The organism is Ohtaekwangia koreensis (assembly GCF_900167975.1).
Taxonomy (GTDB): Bacteria; Bacteroidota; Bacteroidia; order Cytophagales; family Cyclobacteriaceae; genus Ohtaekwangia; species Ohtaekwangia koreensis.
Map to the genome: position 1 here is coordinate 966234 of NZ_FUZU01000003.1, position 25588 is coordinate 991821.

The 25588-nt window shown below is 41.5% G+C and carries 22 protein-coding genes; 2 read left to right on the forward strand and 20 right to left on the reverse strand.

Translation table 11 applies throughout. The annotated features are described in order from the left end of the window. Positions 1 to 109: 109 nt before the first annotated feature. The gene (locus B5Y40_RS23080; RefSeq protein ID WP_143785894.1) at positions 110 to 301 is read left to right on the forward strand and encodes a hypothetical protein; all 192 of its coding nucleotides are present in this window, start codon (positions 110 to 112) and stop codon (positions 299 to 301) included. 125 nt (positions 302 to 426) lie between these two features. Here the strand turns inward: B5Y40_RS23080 and B5Y40_RS29705 are convergent, their stop codons facing one another. Together B5Y40_RS29705 and B5Y40_RS23085 are read right to left on the reverse strand one after the other, a co-directional pair. Beyond that, positions 427 to 594 (reverse strand): hypothetical protein, encoded by a 168-nt coding sequence (locus B5Y40_RS29705; protein ID WP_159453786.1) that lies wholly within the window; start codon positions 592 to 594, stop codon positions 427 to 429. 73 nt (positions 595 to 667) lie between these two features. Continuing rightward, positions 668 to 1012: a hypothetical protein gene (locus tag B5Y40_RS23085; RefSeq protein ID WP_079689190.1), complete on the reverse strand. Its 345-nt coding sequence runs from the start codon at positions 1010 to 1012 to the stop codon at positions 668 to 670. 316 nt (positions 1013 to 1328) lie between these two features. On the opposite strand from B5Y40_RS23085, the gene B5Y40_RS23090 reads away from it, so the two are divergent. Continuing rightward, positions 1329 to 2726 carry a sugar MFS transporter gene (locus B5Y40_RS23090; protein WP_079689317.1) on the forward strand — a complete coding sequence of 466 codons (1398 nt, stop codon included), beginning with the start codon at positions 1329 to 1331 and terminating at the stop codon, positions 2724 to 2726. Between the two features lie 98 nt (positions 2727 to 2824). On the opposite strand, the gene B5Y40_RS23095 is transcribed toward B5Y40_RS23090, so the two are convergent. From B5Y40_RS23095 to B5Y40_RS23180, 18 genes are all read right to left on the reverse strand, one after another. Beyond that, positions 2825 to 3811: a glycoside hydrolase family 43 protein gene (locus tag B5Y40_RS23095; RefSeq protein ID WP_079689191.1), complete on the reverse strand. Its 987-nt coding sequence runs from the start codon at positions 3809 to 3811 to the stop codon at positions 2825 to 2827. A 32-nt stretch (positions 3812 to 3843) separates the two neighbouring features. Beyond that, the gene (locus B5Y40_RS23100) at positions 3844 to 4218 is read right to left on the reverse strand and encodes a hypothetical protein (RefSeq protein ID WP_079689192.1); all 375 of its coding nucleotides are present in this window, start codon (positions 4216 to 4218) and stop codon (positions 3844 to 3846) included. Between the two features lie 36 nt (positions 4219 to 4254). Next, positions 4255 to 4716 (reverse strand): GNAT family N-acetyltransferase, encoded by a 462-nt coding sequence (locus B5Y40_RS23105; protein ID WP_079689193.1) that lies wholly within the window; start codon positions 4714 to 4716, stop codon positions 4255 to 4257. Between the two features lie 127 nt (positions 4717 to 4843). Then, entirely contained in the window at positions 4844 to 6289 is a 1446-nt protein-coding gene (locus tag B5Y40_RS23110) for a S41 family peptidase (protein WP_159453787.1), read from the reverse strand. A gap of 155 nt (positions 6290 to 6444) precedes the next feature. Further along, the gene (locus B5Y40_RS23115) at positions 6445 to 7707 is read right to left on the reverse strand and encodes an Hsp70 family protein (protein ID WP_079689195.1); all 1263 of its coding nucleotides are present in this window, start codon (positions 7705 to 7707) and stop codon (positions 6445 to 6447) included. 164 nt (positions 7708 to 7871) lie between these two features. Continuing rightward, positions 7872 to 8954 (reverse strand): glycoside hydrolase family 88/105 protein, encoded by a 1083-nt coding sequence (locus B5Y40_RS23120; RefSeq protein WP_079689196.1) that lies wholly within the window; start codon positions 8952 to 8954, stop codon positions 7872 to 7874. Between the two features lie 126 nt (positions 8955 to 9080). Next, positions 9081 to 9413 (reverse strand): sensor histidine kinase, encoded by a 333-nt coding sequence (locus B5Y40_RS23125; RefSeq protein ID WP_079689197.1) that lies wholly within the window; start codon positions 9411 to 9413, stop codon positions 9081 to 9083. 375 nt (positions 9414 to 9788) lie between these two features. Beyond that, positions 9789 to 11537 (reverse strand): PAS domain S-box protein, encoded by a 1749-nt coding sequence (locus B5Y40_RS23130; protein WP_079689198.1) that lies wholly within the window; start codon positions 11535 to 11537, stop codon positions 9789 to 9791. Beyond that, a complete protein-coding gene (locus B5Y40_RS23135) occupies positions 11534 to 12163 on the reverse strand; it encodes a DUF6436 domain-containing protein (RefSeq protein ID WP_079689199.1) in 630 nt (209 codons plus the stop codon). Before B5Y40_RS23135 ends, B5Y40_RS23130 begins: the two co-directional genes overlap by 4 nt. A gap of 481 nt (positions 12164 to 12644) precedes the next feature. Further along, complete coding sequence (locus tag B5Y40_RS23140; protein ID WP_079689200.1) at positions 12645 to 13157, reverse strand: hypothetical protein; 513 nt, start codon at positions 13155 to 13157, stop codon at positions 12645 to 12647. Between the two features lie 22 nt (positions 13158 to 13179). Continuing rightward, entirely contained in the window at positions 13180 to 13755 is a 576-nt protein-coding gene (locus tag B5Y40_RS23145) for a hypothetical protein (protein ID WP_079689201.1), read from the reverse strand. A gap of 173 nt (positions 13756 to 13928) precedes the next feature. Beyond that, complete coding sequence (locus B5Y40_RS23150) at positions 13929 to 14537, reverse strand: hypothetical protein (protein ID WP_143785896.1); 609 nt, start codon at positions 14535 to 14537, stop codon at positions 13929 to 13931. A 10-nt stretch (positions 14538 to 14547) separates the two neighbouring features. Continuing rightward, the gene (locus B5Y40_RS23155) at positions 14548 to 15966 is read right to left on the reverse strand and encodes a hypothetical protein (RefSeq protein ID WP_079689203.1); all 1419 of its coding nucleotides are present in this window, start codon (positions 15964 to 15966) and stop codon (positions 14548 to 14550) included. Between the two features lie 415 nt (positions 15967 to 16381). After that, entirely contained in the window at positions 16382 to 19003 is a 2622-nt protein-coding gene (locus tag B5Y40_RS23160; protein WP_079689204.1) for an MGH1-like glycoside hydrolase domain-containing protein, read from the reverse strand. 60 nt (positions 19004 to 19063) lie between these two features. Next, entirely contained in the window at positions 19064 to 19876 is an 813-nt protein-coding gene (locus tag B5Y40_RS23165; RefSeq protein WP_079689205.1) for an SDR family oxidoreductase, read from the reverse strand. A gap of 178 nt (positions 19877 to 20054) precedes the next feature. Continuing rightward, the gene (locus B5Y40_RS23170; RefSeq protein ID WP_079689206.1) at positions 20055 to 23090 is read right to left on the reverse strand and encodes an efflux RND transporter permease subunit; all 3036 of its coding nucleotides are present in this window, start codon (positions 23088 to 23090) and stop codon (positions 20055 to 20057) included. 5 nt (positions 23091 to 23095) lie between these two features. Beyond that, positions 23096 to 24163: an efflux RND transporter periplasmic adaptor subunit gene (locus tag B5Y40_RS23175; protein WP_079689207.1), complete on the reverse strand. Its 1068-nt coding sequence runs from the start codon at positions 24161 to 24163 to the stop codon at positions 23096 to 23098. Between the two features lie 12 nt (positions 24164 to 24175). After that, the gene (locus B5Y40_RS23180; RefSeq protein WP_079689208.1) at positions 24176 to 25549 is read right to left on the reverse strand and encodes a TolC family protein; all 1374 of its coding nucleotides are present in this window, start codon (positions 25547 to 25549) and stop codon (positions 24176 to 24178) included. Between the last annotated feature and the right edge of the window lie 39 nt (positions 25550 to 25588).

Consider the following 25588-nt stretch of genomic DNA (forward strand, 5'->3'; position numbering starts at 1 on the left):
AGATAGTATATGAAAAAGTATAGTACTTTTTATGTATATATTATTTCATTCCAATACAAATCCGTATAATTGCACCTATAATTATATTTTTAACTTAAATAATCTGAAAATGGCAAAGAAAAAACTCCCAGACAATCACGGTAAGCTTGTTACTAAAAAAGAACTAGCTGAGATTAAAAGACTGGTTAAAGCAGGAAACAATTCAACTAAAGTTGCTAAAGAAGTAGGCCGTACACTTGGTTCACTTCGTAAGATTGCTTTTGACAATCAGATTTCTCTTCGCGTTAAAAAAGCAAAATAATCGTTGATTTAGTATAATCAGATCTGTTCTTATTACTACTGGTTAGATAATAAGTAAGCAGTTCGTAGCCCTGCATCATACTGATGCAGGGCTATACGGACGCTTAAAGTCTCCTCTCCTCTTAATTATGATTGCTGAATCTCCTGCAATCTGTTTCTTTCAACAGCCATGATACTTGGCCCCGGCAATTCAACACTGTAGATTGTTTTAGATCGGTTTACCGGCTTAAGGATTACCACAACTATTTTACCGTCCAGTAAATACTGACGGCCTGCTACCAATTCATTGTTCATTCTATTACTATACTATTTGTGAAAGCTTGCATACAACATACTATCCTTCATATCAACGTTGGAAGTTGTTTGATTATGATGCGTAAATATACTTTTTGATCATCCTGTCCAGCTCACGGTAGAATAATTTACCATGATCGCCTGTGAAAGATACCGTACCACTCGCGTTAAAATCTTCTATGATCTCACGGTATAGCTCGCCATCTACCGGTTCAGCCAGCATTACTTTAAGATCACGTCTTATGAATTGAATCTTTACAGGCGATAGTTCCACCAGTTTATACTGCTGTGCTACATATGCTACCAGATTTCGTTCATCCAGAAAATCTTTTATCAGATCATTTCGATGCTGCTGTATAAGTTCAATTATACTCCGCGGGTCTTGTTGTTGTGTCGACAGATCGCTTTGTTTTTGCATGGTGCAAAAGTAAACTATTCAAGCCCGTGTTTGTGTGCTATTTGTTCCAAAAAGGTATATGCTTTCACTATTTCACGATAAAATGCGGATGATATAGCCCGAATATTCAAAAAATCCATTGCAATAACTTGAATTATAGGTGTTCGATGACCCAAGCGGTAGATTTTGTTTTGTACATCCGTGGATTGGAATAATCAGCCTGAAATGTATTCAACTAGCCACGTAAGTGTATCTATTACACATTTTCTATTTCAATTTTGACTTTTTTTACATAATCCGAAGATGCAAATTGGCCGCTCAATTCTTAATAAACCTTATGGCGTCCATCATATCATCTTCCACCGCCTCATCAAACAATGAGAAGGGTAATTATACCTTACCACTCATCATTCTTACAACCTTGTTTTTTATGTGGGGTTTCATAACCTGTATGAACGATATTCTTATACCATATCTACAGGGCATCTTTAAACTTACGCCTGCTCAAGCCGGATTTATACAATCCGCTTTTTTTGGTGCTTACTTTTTTGTATCGCTGATCTACTTCCTGGTGTCTATCAACCTGGGCGATCCGCTTGCCAAGATTGGCTATAAGAACGGAATTATTGTAGGACTGATCACGGCAGCCATTGGTTGTTGCCTTTTCTACCCGGCTGCAGAATCGAAAGCTTATGGTATATTTCTGCTTGCACTTTTTGTGTTGGCCGGTGGTATTACCATTCTGCAAATGGCGGCTAACCCATACGTTGCGTTGCTCGGCAACTCGGAAACTTCCTCCAGTCGTCTTACGCTCACACAAGCATTCAATTCTTTTGGAACTACGATCGCTCCGATCATTGGAGGTAAACTGATCTTTAAAAGTGTTGGTGGAAAAGAACACATGACTGCCGAAGCCGTGAAGACTCCCTATCTCTTTCTCGCTGCTACATTGATTGCCTTAGCTGTAATCATTTCATTGTCCAAGCTTCCGAGATTTACCGGTGAAAAAATTGAAAAAGGACTTGAAGTATTGAAGTTCTCTCACCTTACACTCGGTGTGATCGGTATCTTCATGTATGTAGGTGGTGAAGTCGCTATAGGAAGCTACCTGGTAAAATACTTTGATGAGCTGCTTGGTTTCAAAGAAGCAACGGCTGCCACATATGTTGCTTTCTATTGGGGAGGTGCCATGGTAGGCCGATTTATAGGGGCAATCTCATTGACAAACCGGAATCAAACTCAAAAATTCTTATTGATGGCCATGATCACGCTCATTGCCGTGGTAGCAGTATTTATGCTTATGGAAAGTGTACTGTTTGCTTTGATTATCCTCGGACTGGTTACCGGTAACTGTATAGCATTCATACTTGGTAAATCTGTTCCAGCCAAGACCCTGGCTATATTCTCAATCATCGTTGTAGGGCTTTTGATAACGACTGTATTTACATCGGGCGCTGTAGCGATGTGGTCTGTTCTTGCCATTGGCTTATTTAATTCTATTATGTTCCCTACGATCTTTACGTTGGCGATCAAAGATCTCGGGAAATATACCAGTCAGGGTTCTTCTTTGTTGGTAATGGCAATTGTAGGCGGAGCGGTTCTTACACCGGTAACAGGTATTATTGTAGGTGCTATCGGGTATCAGAAAGCATTCCTGTTTCCGATCATCTGCTACCTTTTTATATTCTACTATGGTGTAAAAGGACACGAGGTTAAACGCAAGGCCAGCGCCTGATCACCGCGATCTATACTTGTAACTATACAAAACAAGAAAGGCTTCGAATTGATCGAAGCCTTTCTTGTTTCATCAGGTGTTGATTGCTTTTGATACTATTACTTGATCGTCTGTGCGGCTACACCTTCTGTTGTGATCTTTATAGGCTTGATAAATCCTTTCTCATCAAAATACATTTTGTCAATGCATGTAACACGATGATCAGCATGTGTTTCACTAAGTGGTCTTCTGTGGTATACAATATACCAGGAGTCTGTCTTAGGAACATGGAGAACAGAGTGATGTCCTGCTCCGGTCGCTACAGCGGGATCTTGCTGCAATATTTTATCAACGCGTTTGAACGGACCTAATGGAGAGTCTGCTATAGCATATGCTACTGAATAATCCGGTCCGGTCCATCCTCCTTCTGACCACATGAAATAATACTTTCCGTCTTTGATGAACATGAACGGACCTTCTACATAACCTTCGGGAGTGACTTCTTTATAGATGCTGCCATCAGCAAAAGGTACAAGCCCGGTGAATGAATCGTTAAGCCTCGCCACATTGCAGTGACGCCATCCACCGTAAAAGATATACCATGCACCATCTTTGTCTTTAAAGATAAACTGATCGATAGGCTGTGCACCATTGTGAAATTTATCAATCAACGGTTTGCCTAACAGGTCTTTGAACGGACCTTCCGGGCGATTGGCAACCGCTACACCTATACCACCATATTCATTGTCATTCTGAATATCATTCGCACCAAAAAAGATATAGTACTTACCGTCCTTTTGAACAACAGCCGGTGCCCATACGGCACGCTTTGCCCACTTCACAGAAGCAGTGTCCAATATCCGTTCGTGCTTTGTCCAATGCACGAGATCACGGGACGAAAACGCATCGAAAAAAACCTGCTTCTCATACCGTGCCGAATACGTAGGGTATATCCAGTATTCTTTTCCGAAGATCACGGCTTCAGGGTCAGCATACCATCCTTCGAAAACAGGGTTACCCGATTTCTGTTTTTTCTGTTCAGTGGCCGATTGTCCCGAAGCGCTACACGCTATACATAAAACATACAGTATAAAAAGGTTCCTCATAATAAAAGGTATAAATGATTGATGTGATGCAATCAGAACTCATCAGGCGTGCGTTCCGGCTGGTTCTCTCCTGCTATCATAACCGTTTGGTTATCCAGGTCTATATGAAATGAACATATCATGCTTTCCCGATTATCCGTTGTGATGTCATCGCATGCAAAGAAGTAGGAAACTTTATATTTCACCACAAATATTCCATTGGCGGCAGTCTGAAACCGGATACTCGCATCATCAATCGCAAGATCTACAACGCTTCCTTTCTTTGAAAACCAATAGCCTTCGATCATGGACTGCAGTGCTGACTGATGTTGATGTAAAAATTCGGTTATCGCAAGCGTTCTGCCGTCTTCCTGATGTGCAACAGCGCCTAATGATTCTGTGGTCTTTAATGTGATACTTTCCTGCATGATATCTCAAAGATAGCACAAGAGGCGCTCATAAATTTACTCGATGTGAATCAGTGCCTTGTGCATACACACGGAGTGATCTATACCTACATATTGACCGTAGTTTTCGGTAACCGTAAATCCGCTTTTCAGATATAGCGCAATGGCTTCGGGCTGATACGTTCCTGTTTCCAAAATACAATCGGTATACTTTAATTCCGATGCCCATGCTTCAAGCGCATGTACTATGCTCCGACCAATGCCCTGTCCACGAAACTCACTGGATACAAACATGCGTTTGATCTCAGCCGTTCGGTCTGTATAAAGTTTAAATGCACCACATCCCACGGGTACAGTATCGCTGTACGCGACAATCACATTTTTGATCGTGTCCAATGAATTGAACTGTGCAAAGAAACTTTGCTCGGCACCATATCTACTCAGAAGATCGCGATCGAGCATCTCCACCAGTTTCCTGAAATCATGGTTACCGGAATCTGTTCTGACGAGCTTTACCATTTGATGCGTGATTATGTAAATGTAAAAAAACTTTCATTCACGTTCGGTGGCAACATCATGGCAAGTTGCGCACAATAAAAAAGGATGCTACAAAAGCATCCTTCTAAAATATAGGATAAATGAATTGCTAATGCAGCAATATTTTCTTTACATCTATACCGTCTACCGTCAATGTAAAGCCACGTGCTTTTCTATCCAGCGAAGAGCCTATGAATTCTTTCGTCTCCTTCTCTCCTTTTCTTCCGGATGACGCCAGCCCTGTGATCTGCTCCATCGCCAGGCTCAATAACGTTTCGCGGGTATCGCCCAATGGATAAAGTAATGTGCTGTTATCCGCATTGTATATATCCGGCACAAAACCGCTGGCGTAGTCAGATTGATTAAGGCTGTTATATACCTTCAAGACTATAGGCTGCATGCCCCACGTATTTTTGGAATCATTCTCTTCGTACAATGAAATCGAGCCGACATTTTTCCCATACGTTGTGTCACCAATGACGAAGACTTCCATATAGGGCTTCAGTGCATTGATCACAAGTTCACTGGCAGACGCTGTGCGTGAGCTGGTGAGTACATATAGTCTGCTGTTCTGAAGCTGATTTCCTACATTCGAGGTTTTCGCTTGATAGTAGCTGGTCAAATAAGCTTCGCCCATGGAAGGCGTATTGATGATCTCTTCCTCTACATCGTCATTATACTCACGCTTCAGAAATATACTGCTTGTATTTACACCGGTTCCGATCAGGCTCGCCAGGTTGTTCGCAGAAGTTTCCGAGCCGCCACTGTTATAGCGAAGATCAAGTACGAGGTCTGTTATACCTTGTGCCTTGAAATCGGCAAAGACAGATTCCATTTCGTCATCATACGTAGTGCTTTCTGAATCCGCACCGGTTGCAAAAAAGTTATATACATAGTATCCCACTTTATGATTATCGCTTTCGATAACCGTGTGCATATAGTTGGGATCCTCCTGGTACTCCGTTGTGGTCAACGAAAGGGTTGTCTCTGTGCCAAACTGTTCCTGGTCAATAAGGAGTGGACGGTAGCGGACCGTGTGATTTTCACTTATCGCACCCAACAACGTCTGGTAATTGGATATGGTAATCTGTTGTTCATTTATAGCGGTGATCACATCGCCACGTTTCAAACCTGCTTGCGCTGCTGCCGATGCCGGCTTGATGTAAACGATCTGTGCTATAACATTGCTGTTCGATGAACTTTCTCTGTATAATTTATACTCATACCCCGCTTCCTTGCTAACGCCTTGCAGCGAATTCAAAAGTTCCTGATAGTCTGCCTGAATCCAGGAGAACCGATCTTCGGAGGATAGCAACGAATTAAAAAACTCCTCAGGTGCAAGCGTAAGGTCGGGTGATGCAGGAATCTTATCATGCCACAAATACCAAAAATTCATGTTCTCCAATATCCAGTTATTGACATAACTATTTTCATCACTGGTGGTCGTGTTGGTTGTGGGTGTAACTTCATCATCCTTGCACGTTGCCAGTAAAAAAATCATGGCAGCACCGAGTACCCATCGTGTAAACAAAACTCTATCAATCTTAATTTTCATAATCATATTGTATTCTGTATTCAACGTTAAAACCATGGCATCTATTACAAAACATTGCGCAGCCTGGTCTACTGATTCATCGTATTGGTCTATACATAAAAGCAATTAACCTTTTTATAGGCTGAGGTTGTTTTTCCACAAGTATAGTTAAAGAATTATCGATACTGATATTTATTCTGACTATCGTACGCGAGGCCTAGTCCAACACTGGAAAGTTTATTCTCATCAGCCAGCGCTGCATTGGGGAAAAGTTTTTTGAATTCTGATTGTATTAACGGAACTTCCGTGGAGCCACCGGTAAGGATCACAAGGTCTATATCTTCTTTTTTTACCTGGGCTTCACGCAAACATTGCATCACAGAGTCGAGAATTTTATCTACCTCGTAACGAATCGCTTCTTCAAATTGTTCACGTTGGATGGGTATAGATAAACCTTCTTCTAGAAAATCGAATGGCGTATTATATTGAGATTGCGCTGTGAGTGCGATTTTAGTGTCTTCGGTAACGGCTAACAATGCATGTCCTCGTTCCTGTTCAAGTACCTGCAGCAATCTCGAAAAGCGCTTCCGGTCATGCGAACTGTTTAACAACTGCCGCATCTGCGTGATGATCTTGGGAGTATACAGGAAATTTACTTTACTCCATTCAGCCAGGTCGTGATACGGCTTGAGGGGCACCTCCAGGTGTTTGTCACCGTATGTACTTTTATACCCGATCTCCGGCATGATGGCTGCGAGACTAAGGTCTTTATCAAAGTCGTTGCCACCAACACGTATACCGGTGTTTGCTAATATATCTGTGGTGCGATCAGTCTTACGAATATTCTGGTTCGACAAACGGATCACCGTGAAATCGGAAGTTCCTCCTCCAAGATCGGCCACGATTGCCAATTTCTCTCCTGTGATCTTTACTTCGTGCGCGAAAGCTGCTGCGATTGGTTCAAACTGAAATTCAATATTTCTGAAACCAACACTTCGCGCTATATCTCTCAACTCCTGCTCTGCACGGCTATCGGCATCCGCATCATTATCTATGAAATGTACCGGCCGGCCCATGACTACATTTTCAATTTCGTGCCCGGTATATGCATCTGCTTTTGCTTTGAGGTTCCGGAGAAACAATGCAATGATCCGGTCAAACTTCATCAGCTTTCCATTCACGATCGTACCTTGTTTCATCAGCGATGTTCCCAGTACACGCTTCAGACTTCGCATGAATCGTCCTTCACGTCTTTCGAAAAACATGGTGACAGCAGTACGACCGTAGGAAGGTATATTACCATCCTGCGCAAAAAAAAGTGCACTTGGAATTGTTACATGCGAGCCTTCTACAGGTGTGAGCGTTATAGTACCCTGGTTGGCGATGGCTACACTGGAATTGGATGTACCGAAATCAATTCCACAGGAAATCTCTGTCATCTTATATCATTTCAACGTGCAATTTGCAGGATGTAAACGGCTCTTCAAAATCGGCATGAAGCTGAAGAGCCGTTGATCATTCAAGTACTATGATTTCAAGGTTTTATCAATTAAAAATTTTAGTCATAGTCAGTATTTTGGTCGAATCCAACTGACGGGCTATACTATTTCAGCTTGGTTAATTCGCTTCCTGCCAACAGAAATGCACCCGATCCATATTCCTGGAAATTATCGATCGTAACTTTATCAGGTGCTGCTCCAATCGGTTGTACCCACTGAAGTTTACCTTCTGCGGTAACATATATATTTAAACCTTTCCATGCTTTTTGTACCACCGGAAGATATTCATTCTTGTCAAGTATACCGTTGTTAATCCCCCACGTCAATGCATAGCAGAAGAATGATGAACCGCTTGTTTCGGGGTGTGGTACTTCGCTTTCATCCAACAGGCTTGGTCTCCATAAACCATCTTTACTTTGGATCTTTTTTACAGACGCAGCCATCTCCTTCAGCAACGTTACGTATCGGTTATACTGCGGATGATCTTTCGGGAGGTATTGCAATACGCGAACCGTACCTGCCATTACCCAACCATTGCCACGAGCCCAAAAAGTTTTTTTACCATTGGGCGTTTTCTTGTCGAAGTAACTCTTATCGCGATAGAACAGATGTTCCTCTTTGTCATAGAGAAAATCATACGTGTCCCAAAACATCGTATTGAGATAATCTATATAGCGCTGATCTCCTGTTGCTGCTGCCAATCGCACCAACACAGGTGGTGCCATATAGAGAGCATCACACCACCACCAATCCTCTCTTCCTGGTTTCGGATCCAGGATGAGTGAATCAAATGTAATCTTAACATCTTCGATCATCTTCGGATCTTTCTTAACTTCATAGATCTCGAGATACGTTTGTCCTTTTGCATGATCATCAGCATGCCGCAGACGCTTTGCCAATTTCCAGTCGAAAGATTCAGACCACGCTATAGCAGCATTCAGATACTTTTCATCATTCGTAGTGCGATACGTTGCCATCACTCCGGTATAAAAGGCCGCACGCGCCCAATCATTATCATTTTTCTCGTTGATGGTAACCGGATTACTTAATTGCCAATCGCATACCTTTCGCATCTGGTCTGTGATGAAGGATTTGCTATAGATGTTCTGTTCTTTCTTTTGACATAGCGCGGCTGTACTCACGAGCATTGTGAGCATGACGCCAAGAAAACAAATAGGTAATTTCATGAGGGGTACGTTTTATGAAGTTGGGTTGTATTATATACTTCTGTGAAGCCAAAATATAGCGTCACGGAAAGTGAAACCAATCTACTAAAAAGTCATTAGCATACCGCAACTCTGGGATAAGCGGAACTATAACTGGCGCACCGGAAGAATAATTTCAAACGTAGCACCTATACCTTCTTTACCATGCGCGGCAATAAGACCTTGATGCTTCTCAATGATTTTTTTGGTGATTGCCAGACCAATGCCTGTTCCTTCAAATGAATCACGAGGGTTTAACCGTTGAAACAGTTGAAATATATTCTCAGAAAATTTCTCATCGAAGCCAATTCCGTTATCCTCCATCGCTATTTTACAGTATTGGCCATCCGGCACTGCCGGACTCTGGAATAATTTACCGGCGATATGCCTCTGATGAGGGTGCGAACATTTTCCCCTTGAAAACTTAAATAAATTGTTGATGACATTGAATTGCTGATGATGTTTTGAAACACCTGAATTACATAGTACAACTGTTTTTCAAAAAAGAGCAGAACTTACCCATATACCATGGCATGAATTTTTATAAGCAGCAACATGCGTGTTATGAGAATGTATTTCTACAACAATTGTGTATAACTATCGGATGGTTAAACGCATTTTATAAATACATATATATACAACGGAGTCAATAACATATTTTTTTTATGATAGTTGCAATTGCTATTTAGATTTATCTATATTCGAGCATCTATTGCCTACAGGTAGGCAGGTTAGGATTAAAAACCGATAATTCCAGACGGGATGTTATCGGTTTTTTCGTTTATAGTATATACCGTTATAAGGGTTAGCGTATCTTCAGGCAACGGTTTGGAGCAATCGAATTTTGTGAGCCGTAATGTCGGTTGCAAGTTTCAGAACACGCAACGGCTTTCCGTTCCGGTCGCGGATCGCGGAGTAACTTCCATGGATATATACTTGCGAACCGTCTTTCTGAACCCGTTCATATTCACCCGGACGCGCAACACCTGCTACAAGATCTTGCCAGAATTGTTTATACTCTTCTGTTCTCGCATACTGTTCATCAACAAAAATACGATGATGCTTTCCGGCTATCTCTTCCAGGGTATATCCCATCAACTTAAGAAAGGATGAATTTGCAGTCAGAATGATTCCATCCAATGAGAATTCGATGGATGCTATACCACTGACATTGATCGCCTCAATTCTGCTTTCCATCTCCGTGGTATTACGCTTCATCTCTTCCTGTGTTGCAGAAAGCTCTTCCATGTTCTGCCGCATCTCCTCTTCCTGCGAACGCATTTCTTCTTCGCGCTGCTGTGACTCTGCCAGCAACATCCTGATTCGTTCGGTAGTTTTCACAGACAAGAAAGAGGTCGCGATAGCTTCTGATGCTTTCTTCATAAATTCAATTTGTCCATCACTATAGGGAGTAAAGGAGGCGAACTCCATAACTCCTGTAACATCTCCATTTGCAAGCAGCGGCACAATAATGATACAGGTAGGTGTTGCCAACCCGAGACCGGAAGTGATTTTTACATAATCACGCGGAACCTTTTTCATGATGATGATTTCTTTTTCCAGAAAGCACTGCCCTACAAGCGAGTCTCCTATAGCAATTCGCTTCTCCATATACTTCTTCCGATCGTATGCATAACACGCTGTTAGCTTGAGATACTCACTTCCATCGGTATCTTTATCAAGGAGAAAAACAGCGCCCTGACTTGACCCGGTATATTTGGACATCTCATTGACAAGCTCATACGAAAGTGTGTCAAGCGTATCCGTATGCTTCCGCAGAATTCCACCGATGGTAGCAATGCCTGTCGTGATATACTTATCTGCCTTGTCGCGTATATTTGCTTCGATCAGGTTGTGTTGCATTTTGAACAATGATTTCCCAAGTTCATCATCATCCGATGACACGTTGTAATCGATGTTGAGATTTCCTTTACTGATCTCCTCCGCAAAAAAAATATTGCGTTTTATGTTCTTAACCTGTGCCTCCAGTTCTGATTTTGCCTGCATCTCGCTGAACGTACGTATACCTAAATTATATCCCCACAAAGCGTTGATAAAAAGAATTATACCGGCTACGGCCGCGTGAATTACAAACGCTTGCAAGTTCATATAATCCAGTTGTGTGAAATATATACCTTTCATACCGCTATATTGGAGGTACGCGAATATACTATGATGCAGCAGTACAAAGACGAGTAGTGGAATCTGGAGCTTCCAGTTTTGAAATGTGATGAGGAGCGCTGATCCTACAAAAAAGAAAAAATGCATCTCAAACATACCATGCATCTGGTAAATATATTGTGCTGAAAAAATACCAACGATTACCGCGAGCACATACCGGTATAATCCGGAGTCTGGCAAGATCGTTTTTGTGGTATAGTAGCTCACGAGACTAAGGCCTCCCACTCCCACCGCTATCAGGTAGGTATCGTAAAAGAATGCGAACACAATACCGAGAATAAAATATAGCGCCAGCGCTATATTCATAATGCGATCTGATTTCTTGTTGATGTCGGCAAACACACGGGTTCGTTGGGTTGCAAACACTTCAGGTGATACGTTCATTGAAAAAGGTTCATTAGAATACCGGACTTACTCTCAGCGGTTGGAAATTCACAACCGTACGGCTTGGTGGCGAGCTGATCAAAGACGGGGGGATTTTTACCTGCGACCAGTGCCCTCAATGAGATCTCTACAAAGTTGGTTTCCCGAACATTGCAGTATCGCGATGTATTGTAGTTGCCGCGATAAAATAATTTTTGATTTTTATCAATGATCACCGCTTGAGGTGTTGCGTAGACACCGCAGGCATGCGCTAAGGAATCGGCTATATCTTTTATTACCGGAATGTTTTCGTCATCAATCATGACGCGCGCCTGGTTGACATCTGCATACGCGGGAACGACAGCAAAGATCTGCACGCTATCGCTGAACGTTTTTACAAGGTGACGAAAATGCTGAATATTAAAACGTGAACACGGACAATCGGGATTAAAAAAATGAATATATACTGGTATATTTTTTCGATAACCTTTCAGTGCATCAACGTCTATATGTTCATGTATACTGCGTTTCGCAAAATTCGCAGGCACGGGTGTGGGCAATGCGTATTTTAATTCCTGCGACCAAAATAAGGCAGCAATACCCGCTGCCGCAAGTACCAAAACACAGCTTACAAATACTTTTCTCATCTCTCTTCAATCAATCGACATACGAACTAAACCCCGGGGACGGATCTGTATCGCTTATAAAAACAGCAATGTTGATGGATTGTTTAAAAGAAAAATGAAAATATGTAAAAAAGTGCTTATTGAAAGCAGCGGCCTTGCCTTCACTCGACTACAAAAAACAACGCTAAAATCTTTTTAAGCTATATCTTTTACATACCGATCTATATCATTTATACTGGCGTTTTTAACAAAATCTGAATGCAAGAGCAGTTAGAAAAGATAAGCCTTTCATGAGTATTGACATTTAATGATCTTCATGATCGTACTATTTAATCAAGACTTCCGAATTTTTGTTTTTATAACGATTGGCAATATCCCTAACTTCATCGTCAGTAAAATCTTTCTTTGCTAAAATTATATTGAATAATTCGCCCCATTGTTTTTTATAAGCGAGCATTCCTTTTAGAACTAAGACCTCTGCGTCATGAGGTTAGGATACGCACTATCTTAATGATTCCTTAGAATACCACTCATTTTCATAAAGCGAGATAATCTTTTCAATATCTTCCCATTCAGTCATTGCCCGGCAATCTTCTTTACGGTTATATAGTTGATAGGTGAGGTTTCTGACGTTACTTCCATGAATTATATAAAAGCTTGAAAAACCCAGATCTGTATATTCAGGCACTTTGTTATCAGTTCTTAATTTCTTCACATCTTTTTTAAGTTGAGATTCCTCCTCCATTATAAAAAGGCTGTAAGTCGTAAGTTTTTTTAGAAAAGATTCTCTTTCAATTTTTCGGCAAACCTTTTTAAGAATGATATTCTTTTCAACAACATCCGGGTCTCCTTGAGAGTATAAAGAATCCACTTCAATAATGCCTCTTCTTATTTCAATTTTCTCCCACTGATCTCCCTTAAGAGCGAAATTTTTATCAAAATTTGGAAACTTGTTATTATCCTGCTGGGAGCAGCAGGATAATGCAAGAGCAATTAGTACGGGTAAACCTTTCATTAGAATTGAAATTTAATTATCTCTAGTGCTTGTTGATATACCATTTCTCTTCGAATAATTTTTCGATTTTTAATATACACTCCCATTCCTTTATACTTGAACATTGGGATTGTCTGTCGTAGGAATCATAATAACTCAAACTCCTTACTTTGTCACCAGAGATTATTTGAAAATAGGTAGTTGACGCATCTGCAATGACGAATGGAAGTTTCTCTGTTTTTAAGGACTGTTTGCATTTGTCTAAAATCACTTCCTCCTCGTCAATTTCAAATAGATGATATTGCACAAGTTTATCTATAAGGTATTTACCTTCATTTTCTTCAAGTTGCTTTGTGATTATTATATCTTTTAGTACTATTTCCGTAGAGTCACCCTCAGCCACACCGGTTCTAATCTCAATTTTTTCCCATCGATCGTCAGTAAGTGTCAATATTTTGTACCATCCATTATCGGCTTCTCCCCATTTAAAATAAACAACACTAAAGTCTTTTTTCTCTACAATAGATCTCACTTTAGTATATATATCTTTTTGACTTCCATTCGAAGAATAAGATGGAATTAACTTGTTTGTCTCCTTATGACAACCTACTAAAATCATAAATAGTAAAAATGAGTACCGCATAATATTTTTCAGAAGTTAAGAGTACATAATATTTTGAGTAATTCTTAGCAATGGTGAGTTCATAGATTCCCTTTATCATAAACCAGTTCAGAATAAAACCGGCTTATGATGAAAAGGCAAGTGCAGCGATGTGCTTCTCTACAATATTTCTAATGCATAAGTGAATCTGGAAGCCACTCTTTTTTAAATAACTCCTCAATCTTGTAGATGTTTTCCCTCTGTCCATCTAGGCATTCGTAAACACCAGAGTATTTTAAGCTTCTTACTTTATTTCCTGAAACAATGTCAATGTATGTGCTTCCTATATCTGCAATACCGCTATCCTTACATTTTTTAAAGAGGATTTTCTCCTCCGGCAATTCGAACAATCCATAACTCTTGAGTTTCGATAAGAAAGAGTTCGCTTCTTCGAGCTTACAGAGTTTTCTTGTTGTTATGTCTCTAGCTATATAGTATCCGGGGTCTTTTCTCATCTGTTCTTCATCCATAACATTTTGCTGAATGTCAATCTTCTCCCAGTTATCACCTTTTAGCGAAAATATTTTATACCATCCGTGATTGATGTTGTCTCTAATACAAAAAATGACACAAAAATCGCTTTCAATGGCTATTTCTTTAACATCCTTATGTATATCATCAATACTGGCATTCCCTTCAAATTTGGAATTCCATTGGTTATTATCCTTGTTTTTTCTATCATTATTCTTGCAGCAACTGCATATTATTGTAAGCAAAACTAAAGTATAAAGACTTTTCATAATGTTGATTTTAGTTGCAGGAAGTACCTGATATTCCATTTTTATACCGCCTCTTGATTTCATCCACTTGACCCTCTGTGAATCCTTTCTTTTTTAGAATTATATTGAATAATTCGCCCCATTGTTTTTTATAGTCGAGCATTCCTTTTAGAATAAGCCCTTGTGCTTCGCGAGAATTGAGATTAGGGTACGCACTTTGCAGCCCTTCAGCTACTAAATCCAGGTAAGTTGAGAATATTGCAATATGATCATCCGTAGGTGTATTCTTAAACCAGTTATCTCTATCAAAATAATGCACTACTGCATGGAAGGCTTCGTGGCATACAGTAGCTGCAATGAACTCCTGAGAAGTATTAGAAAGATTCTGAGGATGAAGCTTTATAGTTACACCCACTATACCGTTGTATAATTCTACTGGTTCTGTCCAACCGTATGTATTATTTAACTCTGGTTTTTTTCTTATATCTTCGGCTGTCCCTTCCTTCAGAATCAAATTTACCTTATCATTTTTATTAAATATATCCTGTATCAGTTTATTATACTTATTTGCTATAGCAGGATTCAATACTTTTTTAGCAACCATTTTCAAACAAGGATCTTTCAACTGATTCTCTATACAGGCCACACAGTTGTCGCCTACGTAAAAGTCGTTTTCAGGCACTACTATTACTACTGGTTTTTTCGGGACTGGTTTTGTAGCACCCGTATTATTGCCTCCGCTTCCACCTGCCTTGGGCGATGGCCCGCTACCCATCGCTACATACGTACCTCCACCACCAGCCGGAGGTACAGCTATCATATCATCGCACATGCCCATGTTAAACGAAAAAGTGCATACGCTACTCAGTTGTGTCTTACGATCATATTGGCAATGGCAAGGATAATCGGTAACGGTTTCGACTTTGTAGGTAGTTACACAGTTTTGTTCAATGCTTTTAACACATTGATTAACCAATTGTGTTCTTCCACCTTTAGATATACTATCTCGCTCAAAGGGAATTGAAAATTCTCCGATCAGGTTGCCTTCCAGATCAAATTGCTGAAGGCTCCCTCTAAAAGGCTCATCTTTGGTATAGCTTTCATCCGGTATATAGCGGTATATAAATCCATAAAACCCGTCATCATACTTTGATAGAACCATGTTTTCAAAATAATCCGGTGAGTCGTCAGGTAGCGGAAAAGTATAATTCAGTACTCCACTATCAGGATCTTCGTATTTAAAAAATGCATCTTTAATTTCGAGGCTGCTTACTCTTCCGTTTGCCGCATTGCCTTGCAATTTTGATAGCAGGTCTTTGGCAATTGGTTCATGATCAAGGTCTGTAATGACAATTTTTTCATCAGGAGTCTTCGAAACGGGTGTCTCTTCATTACAGGATGAAGCCCACAGGAAAAGAATGGCGAAGAAAACAGGTAACCGTTTTTGCATACTTATATAGTTATGGTATAAATGGGTTCTTCACCAAAGCGCATTGCGCATAACAGATTAAAAACAAAAGGGCATGCTCTTATCAGAACACGCCCCTCTTAACCCCTCAACACTTTCTCTTTCTGTTAAAACAAAACTATATAGCAGGGCATAATAATGTAAAGAGGGCTTTCACGGAGAAGCATGTACAGAAAATATAGATAGCCGTGTCTGTATTAGTACGGAGAAATGGACACTGGATTTTGTAGGTATGTAGTATAGCTGCAAGCTATATAAGCGTTGCAACTTACATCAGATCAACATCATTTGCAATACTAATTGTACTGTTTGTTGGCTTAGCAGCAATTCTAAATATCCATCAAATCGAATCGCTTGTACAGGTGACAATGAACTTGGTCTCCACAGTACTAGTGCATTATGTATTCTTAGGTTGAATCAATTTCGCGACAAGCCCTGTCCAGCCGGTTTGGTGTGTGGCGCCTACTCCCCTCCCGTTGTCGCCATGGAAATACTCATAGAACAATATATACTTGTTAAAATCAGGATCGTTTTGAATACGCTTCTCATGATTATATACCGGGCGCATTCCGTCTTTATCTTTCGTGAAAATACTCACGACACGTGCTGATAGTTCATCGGCTATTTCAAGTAACGTCCGCATTTTACCGGAGCCTGTAGGATGTTCTATTTTAAAATCTTCTCCATAATATTGATAAAAGCGTTGAAGAGATTCGATCAGCAAATAATTTACCGGGAACCAGATGGGTCCGCGCCAGTTTGAATTACCGCCAAACATTCCCGAATCGCTTTCGCCTGGTATATATTTAACCGTAAGGTTATTCCCGTTGCTGTTAAAGGTATAGGGCTTGGCGTCATATACTTTAGACAACGCACGTATACCATATGGAGAAAGAAACTCCGTTTCGTCCAGCATTCTTTTCAGGATACGTTTCATCCGGTGACCACGCAACAGTGATAACAAGTGGCGTTCTTTTCTTCCCTTCTCTGCCCAACGTGAAATAAGGTTTGCCAGGTCAGGTCTGTTCTTGAGGAACCATTCTAATCGTTCAGTAAACTCGGGATTGGATTCAAAAACCTCTTCATCGAGAATCTCTACAGCAAACAACGGAATCAATCCTACCATCGACCGGACTTTCATCCGGATATCTTTATCATCGGAAGTATGCAGAACATCGTAGAAGAATTCGTCTTCTTCATCCCACAGGTCAATACTTTCATTACCAATGTTTCGCATGGCACCCGCTATATATAGGAAGTGCTCAAAGAATTTTGTTGCCAGACTCTGATACGTTGGATTTTCTTTCGCGAGCTCAAGCGATAAGCGCAGCATGTTTAAGGTAAACATCGCCATCCAGCTTGTACCATCGGTCTGCTCAATGAATTCTCCTGCAGGCATTGGCGCACTCCGATCGAATACACCAATATTATCCATCCCGAGGAATCCTCCCTGGAAAATGTTATTCCCTTCGTGATCTTTTTTATTTACCCACCACGTAAAATTCAGCAGGAGTTTGTGAAAGACTTCTTCGAGAAATTTCCGGTCGCCTTTGCCGTTTTGTTTCTCATCAATCCTATATACTCTATACGTTGCCCAGGCATGTACCGGTGGATTCACATCGCCAAGCGACCATTCATACGCAGGCAATTGCCCGTTGGGATGCATATACCATTCCTTTGTAAACAACAACAATTGCTGCTTGGCAAATTCTGCATCTACCAACGCAAGCGGTATAGTATGGAAGGCTACATCCCACGCGGCATACCAGGGATATTCCCATTTATCGGGCATCGAAATAATATCTGCATTGTGTAAATGCATCCATTCATGGTTTCTTCCCTTCTTGCGTTGTGCCGGTGGTGCCGATTTTCCCGGATCACCATTCAACCAACGCGCAACATCATAGTAATAGAATTGTTTGCCCCATAACATGCCGGCGAAGGCTTGGCGCTGTATGTCTTTTTTATCTTCGTCTGCTATATTTTGTTGCAACTCCTGGTAGAACGCATCGGCTTCTTCTACTCTGCTGTTCCATATAGTATCAAAATCACTGAAAGGTTTTGCACTAAAATTATTGGTGAGGCGGAGTCGGTGTGTAACTGCCTTTCCTGCCGGTACAGTTACATCATAATTAAATGCAGCCCGGGTACCCCGCGGACTCCGGTTTAATGTTCCTTTCTTTTTATTAACGATATAGTCGTTGATGCCATCTTTAAATGTACCCGTGGATGGGTAATTATAGAGCCGTGCTGTGTTCGTTTCATTCTCACAAAAAAGAGCTTCACCTTTTTCTTCTGTGAAAAGATAAAATCGTCCGAGCTGCGGATGAATGATGAGAATTGTATGCGCATCGTCCAGGTACATCTCAGGCCTGCGTGATTCGTTATTCCACTGCCATGTATTCCGAAACCAGATGTGCGGAAGTATATTTACGGCAGCATCTTCTGCTCCTTTGTTGTGTACAGTAATTTTGATCAGCAGGTCATCGGCATCTGCTTTGGCATACTCTATAAAAACGTCAAAGTATTTTTTATCATCAAATATACCCGTGTCCAATAGTTCAAATTCCGGATCATTTTTACCCCTGCGCTTGTTTTCATCTTTAAGCCACTGGTATGGATACTCCCGCTGTGGATATTTATACAGCATCTTCATATAGGAGTGTGTGGGAGTGCTGTCGAGGTAATAGTATTGCTCTTTGCAATCTTCTCCGTGATTGCCTTCGTAGCTGGTGAGACCAAAGATCCGTTCTTTCAGAATAGGATCTTTCTTATTCCAAAGTGCGAGTGAAAAGCAAAGCAACTGTTCATCATCGCTGATGCCACCAATACCTTCTTCGCCCCACCGATACGCTTTACTTCGTGCTGCATCATGCGAAATATAGTCCCATGCATTTCCGTCAGCACTATAATCTTCACGCACCGTTGCCCATTGACGTTCGGTCAGATAGGGTCCAAATTTTCGCCAGTTCTTTTGTTTAGCATGATCCTCCTGTAGACGTACTTTTTCTGCGGTCATTAAAATCAAATGGTTAGGAAAGAAATGATGTGTAAGACAAATCGCGTGTAATATAGAGTACTAACCATTATCTTCAAATCCTGGATACAGCAACATGCCTCCATCAACAAATAAAGTAATTCCGTTTACATACTCGGAGTCATCGGAAGCAAGCCATACCGCTGCGCGACCAACATCTTCGGCTTCGCCGATTCGCTTGGCAGGAATAAGTTTCAGCAACTGATTATAGGCCTGTGGTGTTTGCCATGCAGCGTAATTAATAGGAGTACGAATTGCGCCCGGGCCAATGCTGTTCACACGAATTTTCAGTGGAGCATATTCCTGCGCGATAGTTTTCATCAACATCATTACTCCTCCTTTAGAGGCAGCATAGTTTGCATGCCCTGCCCACGGAATTACTTCGTGCACCGAACTCATGCAAATAATTTTCCCGGCAGACAATGAACGTTCCGGTGATACACCGCGCTTTATAAATTCTTTGATGGCTTCACGCGCACATAGAAACTGGCCGGTGAGATTTATACCGATCACGTGATCCCATTGTTCCAGTGACATCTCGTGAAACTTTGCATCCTTCTGCAAGCCCGCATTGTTTACCAGGATGTCAACGGTGCCATACCGTTTTATAGTTTCGCTGAACATCCGAAGCACATCTTCTTCTTTACTAACATCTGCTTTTATAGTAAAGCCATCACCACCTTCACCCTTTATTTCTTTTAGTACCTCTTCTGCTTTATCAGCACTGCTGGAATAATTAACAACCACTGCTGCACCGGCTGATGCCAACGCTTTTGCAACGCCCGCTCCTATTCCTGAACTGGCTCCGGTAACAATGGCTACCTGGCCCTGAAGCTTCTTTGTTTTTACGATCATGTTGATCTTTTTTTAATGATTTACAATTATTCCTGATTTTCTGCAAGACAACATCGTGCGAAAGAAAAAATTGCACCTGCTACGAGTAGCGAAGTATCAACATGCTCACGATCTCATATATAAAAAAAGCGGGATAATTTTCCTCAAATTATCCCGCTGCATTTCTTTACTGATCAAACTATATACGTGGTGGAATAAGTTTATATACTACCGGTGTTACAATGCGTGAAAGCAATGTTGAGCTGATCAAACCTCCGATCAATACAATCGCCAGCGGTGCTATCAACGGATTGGTTGATAAAGCAATCGGCAACAACCCTCCAATGGCAGTAAGTGATGTCAACACGATTGGAAGAAATCTTACTTCACCCGCTTCGCGAATAGCTTCGTCTACGGATTTACCTTGCATTCGTAATTGATTGGTGAAGTCAACCAGCAGAATGGAGTTCTTTACCTCTACTCCGGCCAGTGCGATCAACCCGATGATGGCTACAAATGAAAGCGGATTGCCGGAGATTAAAAGTCCTAACAACGCTCCTACTATACCGAGCGGTATAACACTGAGTACGATGAGCATACTCTTAAATGTTTTGAACATTAAAATGAGCACCGCGACAAACATGAAGACCGTCATGATGATGATTGTACCGAGTCCTCCAAAAGAATCGTTGCTGGCTTCTACATCACCGCCCATCATATAGCTATAGCCTTCAGGAAGTTTCATCTTCTCCATCTTGCTCACTACATCACTGATCACTACACTATTCAGGTATCCTTTTTCCACAGATGACGATACCGATACCATGCGTATTTTATTATAGTGATCGATACTCAGTGGTGATGTCTCTAATTTTAATGAAGCGATTTGATCCAGCGGCACCGGTGCACCGAGGCGTGTATTCACAAACAGGTTATCAAGCGATGCGAGGGTAGCACGTTCCTTCTTGGGTGTTGTCAGGTATATATCATAATCCTCTCCATCGGCATCTGTGAAATTGCCCATGTTAAGACCCGCTACAGCAAGTCGTACAGTGCGATCTATATCTACGGTATTGATACCCGTCATTCGTGCTTTATCCTGATTGATCACAACGCGCATATCACTTTTCAGATTGTTCACCGGGTTGTTCACATACAATGTACCTTCGGTTTGCTTCATCATGCTTTCAACGCGTGCTGCCAGTGTGCGAAGTGTATCGAGGTTGTCACCAAATAACCGAATCTCAACCGGTGCTACTATCGGTGGACCTTGTTCGAAATTTTTTACTTCAATTTTAGCACCGGCATGTTGATTAAATTCATCGCGGAGCTGGTTGATGATTTCAAGCTTACGATCTGGCGATGTGTGCTCGTCCAATTGAACAAAAGTCTGTGCAAAATCTGTACGCTCATTCTCCTGCGTTACGTTATAATATACCCTTGGATTTCCTTTCCCTACATTTGAAGCATAGTATTTCACTTCCGGAATTTTACTTACCGCTTGCTCTACATATCGTGACACAGAATCGGTCGCCTCTATATTAGTTTGCAACGGTGTAATCGTATTGATGATAAACTGTGGCTTTTCAGAGGCAGGAAAAAGACCAAAGCCTATGATCGGGAATAATTGCAGTGACCCTATGAAAACAACCCCTGCCACCACCATGGTGATAATGGGATGTTTCAGTGCTTTATCCAGCAATACAGAATAACTTCCATGAATCAATTTCTGCATGCCGCGAAGAAATATATTTCCTTCAGCATTTTCATGACTCTTTAAAATGCGGCTCGATAGAAACGGAATTACTGTAATGGAAACAAGCATCGAAGCAAGCACCGCCATAATTACTGCAAGCGGCAATCCGCGAATAAAATCACCGGCACCCTCCGGCAAAAATACCAGTGGCATAAAAGCGATGATCAGTGTTACTGTACATCCCACCACAGCAAGACCAATCTGGCGTGTAGCCTTCAGCGTTGCGTCCAGTCTGGAATGTCCTTCACGCATCCATCGCTCTATATTTTCAACCACCACAATGCTGTCGTCTACCAATAAACCCAAGGCTACCACCAGCCCTACTATACTTAACTGATTCAGACTGATTCCAAAAAGGTTCAGCAATACCAGACCAATCGCCAGGGATAATGGAATAGAGATCATCACTATAGAAGCAGCTCTCCATCCTAATGGCAACAGCGTGATCGATACTAACAAAATAGCAATGAGAAAATCTTTTCCTAAGCCAGCTAATCTTCCATTCACATTATCAGCCTGATCGAAATGGTGTACCATGTCGATGTTGGAAGGCAACTTTTTAGCGAAAGATTCCAATACGGGTTTATATACCTTCTGTGTGTTGGTAATGTTCAATCCTGATTTTTGTGCAGCGATGACAAATACGCAACGGTGTCCATTCAACCTGGTGATGTGTTTGGTCTCATCAAAAGTAGTATAGGCGTCTGCTACATCTTTAAGAAGTATATTCTTTCCATTGGCAGAATATACAATGGTGTTCTTGATTTCTTCGAGTCCTTTATAGTTACCACTGGTTTTGATGCTGAACGACTTTGAACCCGCAACGATACTTCCTCCGGGAATGTTGGCCATTTCGCTTTGCAAACTTCCTGTGATAGCATCCAGCGGTATATGCATTTGCGCTATCTTTTCAAGACGCAATTCTACCCGCACGATCTGTTCAGGAAGTCCTTGTATTTCTACATTCTTCAACAGCGTGATTTTTTCCAATTCATCCTTCAACGCTTCGGCATGAAATTTCAATTTTGTACGCGATGCATTTTCTGAGATCAACGCGATCTGCAAAATATTTACATCCGAGGGTTGAAACTTGTTGATCTCCAAACTAAATATATCCTCGGGTAATTCAGGGCGAAGACTGTTTATCTCGCGTACAATTTCCTGGTATTTTTCATCCGGATCACTTTCATATTTATACTCGACACGAAATACTGCAAGCCCATCGCTGATCGTGGTGCGAATACGCTTCATGTCTTCAAGCTCATTGATCCTTTCTTCAATCGGATCAACCACCAGTTCTTCCATATCCTTCGGACTGGTGCCGGGATATACCACTATAACTGCAAACTGAGGAGACTCCACATCCGGGTCTTCACTACGGGGCATGGTAAAGAGCGTGGTTATACCCAACGCTATTGCCATCAGAAACATCACCAGTGTAAACTGATAATTCTTCACGGCATATTCTGAGATTTTCATACAGGCTATTTCAAAATGTTGATAGGAGAATTGTCGGTGAGATAAGCGCTTCCGGAAATGATCAGCGCTTCTGCGTTTTCAAGTCCTTTGCTGATGCGTATACTCTTGCCGTTGAATGATTCTATAATAACGGGTTGCTTGTGTGCTGTTTTGTGATCGGTTGTGATGAACACAAACCCTTCATTGTCATTGGCATCTAACACGGCTTCATAGGGAACGCTCCACGAAGACTGCGTCTCACCTGTTTGAATAACAGCAGATCCAAACATACCAGTAGCAAGTCGCGCACCTTCATTTTTTATTTGCAGCTCCAGTGTAAATGTACCGGTCTGCGCATCTGACGTTTCTGACTTACGACTCACAATAGCCGGGAACGTACGACCGGGAAATGCATCTATATGTATAGCAGCTTTATCATGCAGCGAAACAGAACCCCATTGCTTATCACTCACACTTACTTTGAGAATCCAGTTTCCACTAGCCGCACCGTTGGTTAACAGGATTGGGTCACCAATGCTTACTACTTGTCCGGAGTTTACAAACTTGCGCAACACATAACCACTCTCTGGTGCATGAATCTCGGAGAAGCTACGATTGAAGTCCGCAGCTTGCAATTGCTCTTTTGCAACTGCCAATGCTGTCTCGGCATTTTGCAATTGCTCCAGTGTAGCAACGCTATCGCGATATAAACTTGTTACGCGTTTAAAATCGCGTTCTGCTTTTTCATAACCATGACGAGCCTGTGATACTTGTGTATTGATCTCGGTAAGATTCAGTGTAGCGAGCAACTGTCCTTTCTTTACTTTATCACCTTCCTTTACAAGCACCCGGTTTACTATACCACCAATCTTGAATGCCAATGTAGTTTCATCATCTGTTGTAAGTTGACCGGAAGCATTGATCGCACTTACATCTGTAGATTTTTGCAGTGACATTACTTTCACGGGGATTGGCTCAGCACCGGAAGGAACAGAGGCTTCTTTTCCTTTGCTGTCGGTGCAGGCTTGCAGCACTATCAGTAGCAATGTCATAACCAACAGGGTTACCGTAAAATGTGTTGTGAATTTTTTCATAAAGGTTAATGATTAGTATTGAAGAGTATAAGATGCTGTTTCGCGTTCCAGTTTTGCTTCGGCAGTAAGCATTTCGAATAACCGCAGACTTTGCTGCAGTTGTGAAGAAGTTAGTTGATTGCGTGCGTCCAGAAATTCGATCAACGTGTTAACTCCTTGCTGATATCCTTTCTCAATCAGGTTAAAGTAACTTTGCGCTGATTTCAATTGCTCGCGTGATGCGAGATAATTTTGTACGGTAGTTTGAAGATCATTCTTCGCTACAGACTCTGCGAGCTGTAGCTGTCGCGTTGTATTGAGCAGATTATATTCTGTCTTTTGAATTTCAAGTTTACTCTGACGGATGGTGGTTGCGTTACGAAACCCCTGGAACAACGGTAACGATAGCTGTACACCTACGAGGTAATATCTCGAATCGTTATTATACTTCCAGTCTGAAGCCTGTGAGCCAAGATCCAGGAATGCGTTTACTTTGGGCACGCGCGTAAGCCTGTTCAAACGCAACGTTGATTGATTAATGTCACGTGCAGTCTTGATCAATTGAAGTTCTTCACGCTGTTGAAGTGAGATAACCGTTGTATCAGGTATAGATGTCGTTTCGAGGTTTGTAATATTTATATCTATAGTGCTATCGAGATTTTTGTTCAATAAAAAATTGAAGTATTTCTTAGCATTTGCTTCCGTGTTCCTGGCGCTGTTCAATTCTGACTTTACGCGCTCGGCTTCACTTTTCGAACGCAGGTAATTTGCAGGCAGGCTTCTTCCGTTGCGCAGTAAAGATTCATTGATCTCTACATTTTTATTTACGAGAGCGAGTCCGCTTTCATAAATTTTAATAGCAGCTACAGCAGTGAGATAGTTGAAGTAGGCGGTCTTGATATCAAGCACAAGCTGACGCTTGTATATATCTACCTCGAACTCTCGCATCATCACCTGTTGTCCCTGGATTGTTCTATTCACATAGAGGTCAGTATTGATGATTGGCAAAGAGGTGCGTACACGTGCATCGTAAAAATTCTTCGGAAAAAAATTCTGACTTACGTTATCGATTTGTGGAAACTGATCGCTCTGCGTCATCTGGTTTAACGATGTATATACCGGATTGAGCAGATCCCCTACTGGTATAGATATACTCCGTCCCCCGGATCCGGAAGTATAGTCACCCAACAAGGTTACAGAAGGCATAAAATAACTCTTCGCGATCTGCAAAGACTGCTGAGCCTGTTGCAACGAAAGGTTTCTTTGCTGCAACAACAGGTTGTTCTTGAGGCCCTCATGCACGTAGTCGTCCAGGGCTGACTGTGCTTGCAAGGACATCGGAATGATCGCGAATGCCGCCATCACGAAGAGTTTTGCAAGCTTGATTTTGGGGTTAAAAGTTTCCATTGATATTTAAGTTTACACTGTTAAGTCGTAGAGCAAAAA

Bases quoted from the DNA above. Each gene is read 5' to 3' on its own strand.
- B5Y40_RS23160 (WP_079689204.1), bottom strand. From the start codon at position 19,003: ATGACCGCAGAAAAAGTACGTCTACAGGAGGATCATGCTAAACAAAAG.
- B5Y40_RS29705 (WP_159453786.1), bottom strand. From the start codon at position 594: ATGAACAATGAATTGGTAGCAGGCCGTCAGTATTTACTGGACGGTAAA.
- B5Y40_RS23140 (WP_079689200.1), bottom strand. From the start codon at position 13,157: ATGAAAGGTTTACCCGTACTAATTGCTCTTGCATTATCCTGCTGCTCC.
- B5Y40_RS23110 (WP_159453787.1), bottom strand. From the start codon at position 6,289: ATGAAAATTAAGATTGATAGAGTTTTGTTTACACGATGGGTACTCGGT.
- B5Y40_RS23130 (WP_079689198.1), bottom strand. From the start codon at position 11,537: ATGAACGTATCACCTGAAGTGTTTGCAACCCAACGAACCCGTGTGTTT.
- B5Y40_RS23095 (WP_079689191.1), bottom strand. From the start codon at position 3,811: ATGAGGAACCTTTTTATACTGTATGTTTTATGTATAGCGTGTAGCGCT.
- B5Y40_RS23135 (WP_079689199.1), bottom strand. From the start codon at position 12,163: ATGAGAAAAGTATTTGTAAGCTGTGTTTTGGTACTTGCGGCAGCGGGT.
- B5Y40_RS23175 (WP_079689207.1), bottom strand. From the start codon at position 24,163: ATGAAAAAATTCACAACACATTTTACGGTAACCCTGTTGGTTATGACA.
- B5Y40_RS23180 (WP_079689208.1), bottom strand. From the start codon at position 25,549: ATGGAAACTTTTAACCCCAAAATCAAGCTTGCAAAACTCTTCGTGATG.
- B5Y40_RS23100 (WP_079689192.1), bottom strand. From the start codon at position 4,218: ATGCAGGAAAGTATCACATTAAAGACCACAGAATCATTAGGCGCTGTT.
- B5Y40_RS23165 (WP_079689205.1), bottom strand. From the start codon at position 19,876: ATGATCGTAAAAACAAAGAAGCTTCAGGGCCAGGTAGCCATTGTTACC.
- B5Y40_RS23105 (WP_079689193.1), bottom strand. From the start codon at position 4,716: ATGGTAAAGCTCGTCAGAACAGATTCCGGTAACCATGATTTCAGGAAA.
- B5Y40_RS23085 (WP_079689190.1), bottom strand. From the start codon at position 1,012: ATGCAAAAACAAAGCGATCTGTCGACACAACAACAAGACCCGCGGAGT.
- B5Y40_RS23170 (WP_079689206.1), bottom strand. From the start codon at position 23,090: ATGAAAATCTCAGAATATGCCGTGAAGAATTATCAGTTTACACTGGTG.
- B5Y40_RS23145 (WP_079689201.1), bottom strand. From the start codon at position 13,755: ATGATTTTAGTAGGTTGTCATAAGGAGACAAACAAGTTAATTCCATCT.
- B5Y40_RS23090 (WP_079689317.1), top strand. From the start codon at position 1,329: ATGGCGTCCATCATATCATCTTCCACCGCCTCATCAAACAATGAGAAG.
- B5Y40_RS23120 (WP_079689196.1), bottom strand. From the start codon at position 8,954: ATGAAATTACCTATTTGTTTTCTTGGCGTCATGCTCACAATGCTCGTG.
- B5Y40_RS23155 (WP_079689203.1), bottom strand. From the start codon at position 15,966: ATGCAAAAACGGTTACCTGTTTTCTTCGCCATTCTTTTCCTGTGGGCT.
- B5Y40_RS23080 (WP_143785894.1), top strand. From the start codon at position 110: ATGGCAAAGAAAAAACTCCCAGACAATCACGGTAAGCTTGTTACTAAA.
- B5Y40_RS23150 (WP_143785896.1), bottom strand. From the start codon at position 14,537: ATGAAAAGTCTTTATACTTTAGTTTTGCTTACAATAATATGCAGTTGC.
- B5Y40_RS23115 (WP_079689195.1), bottom strand. From the start codon at position 7,707: ATGACAGAGATTTCCTGTGGAATTGATTTCGGTACATCCAATTCCAGT.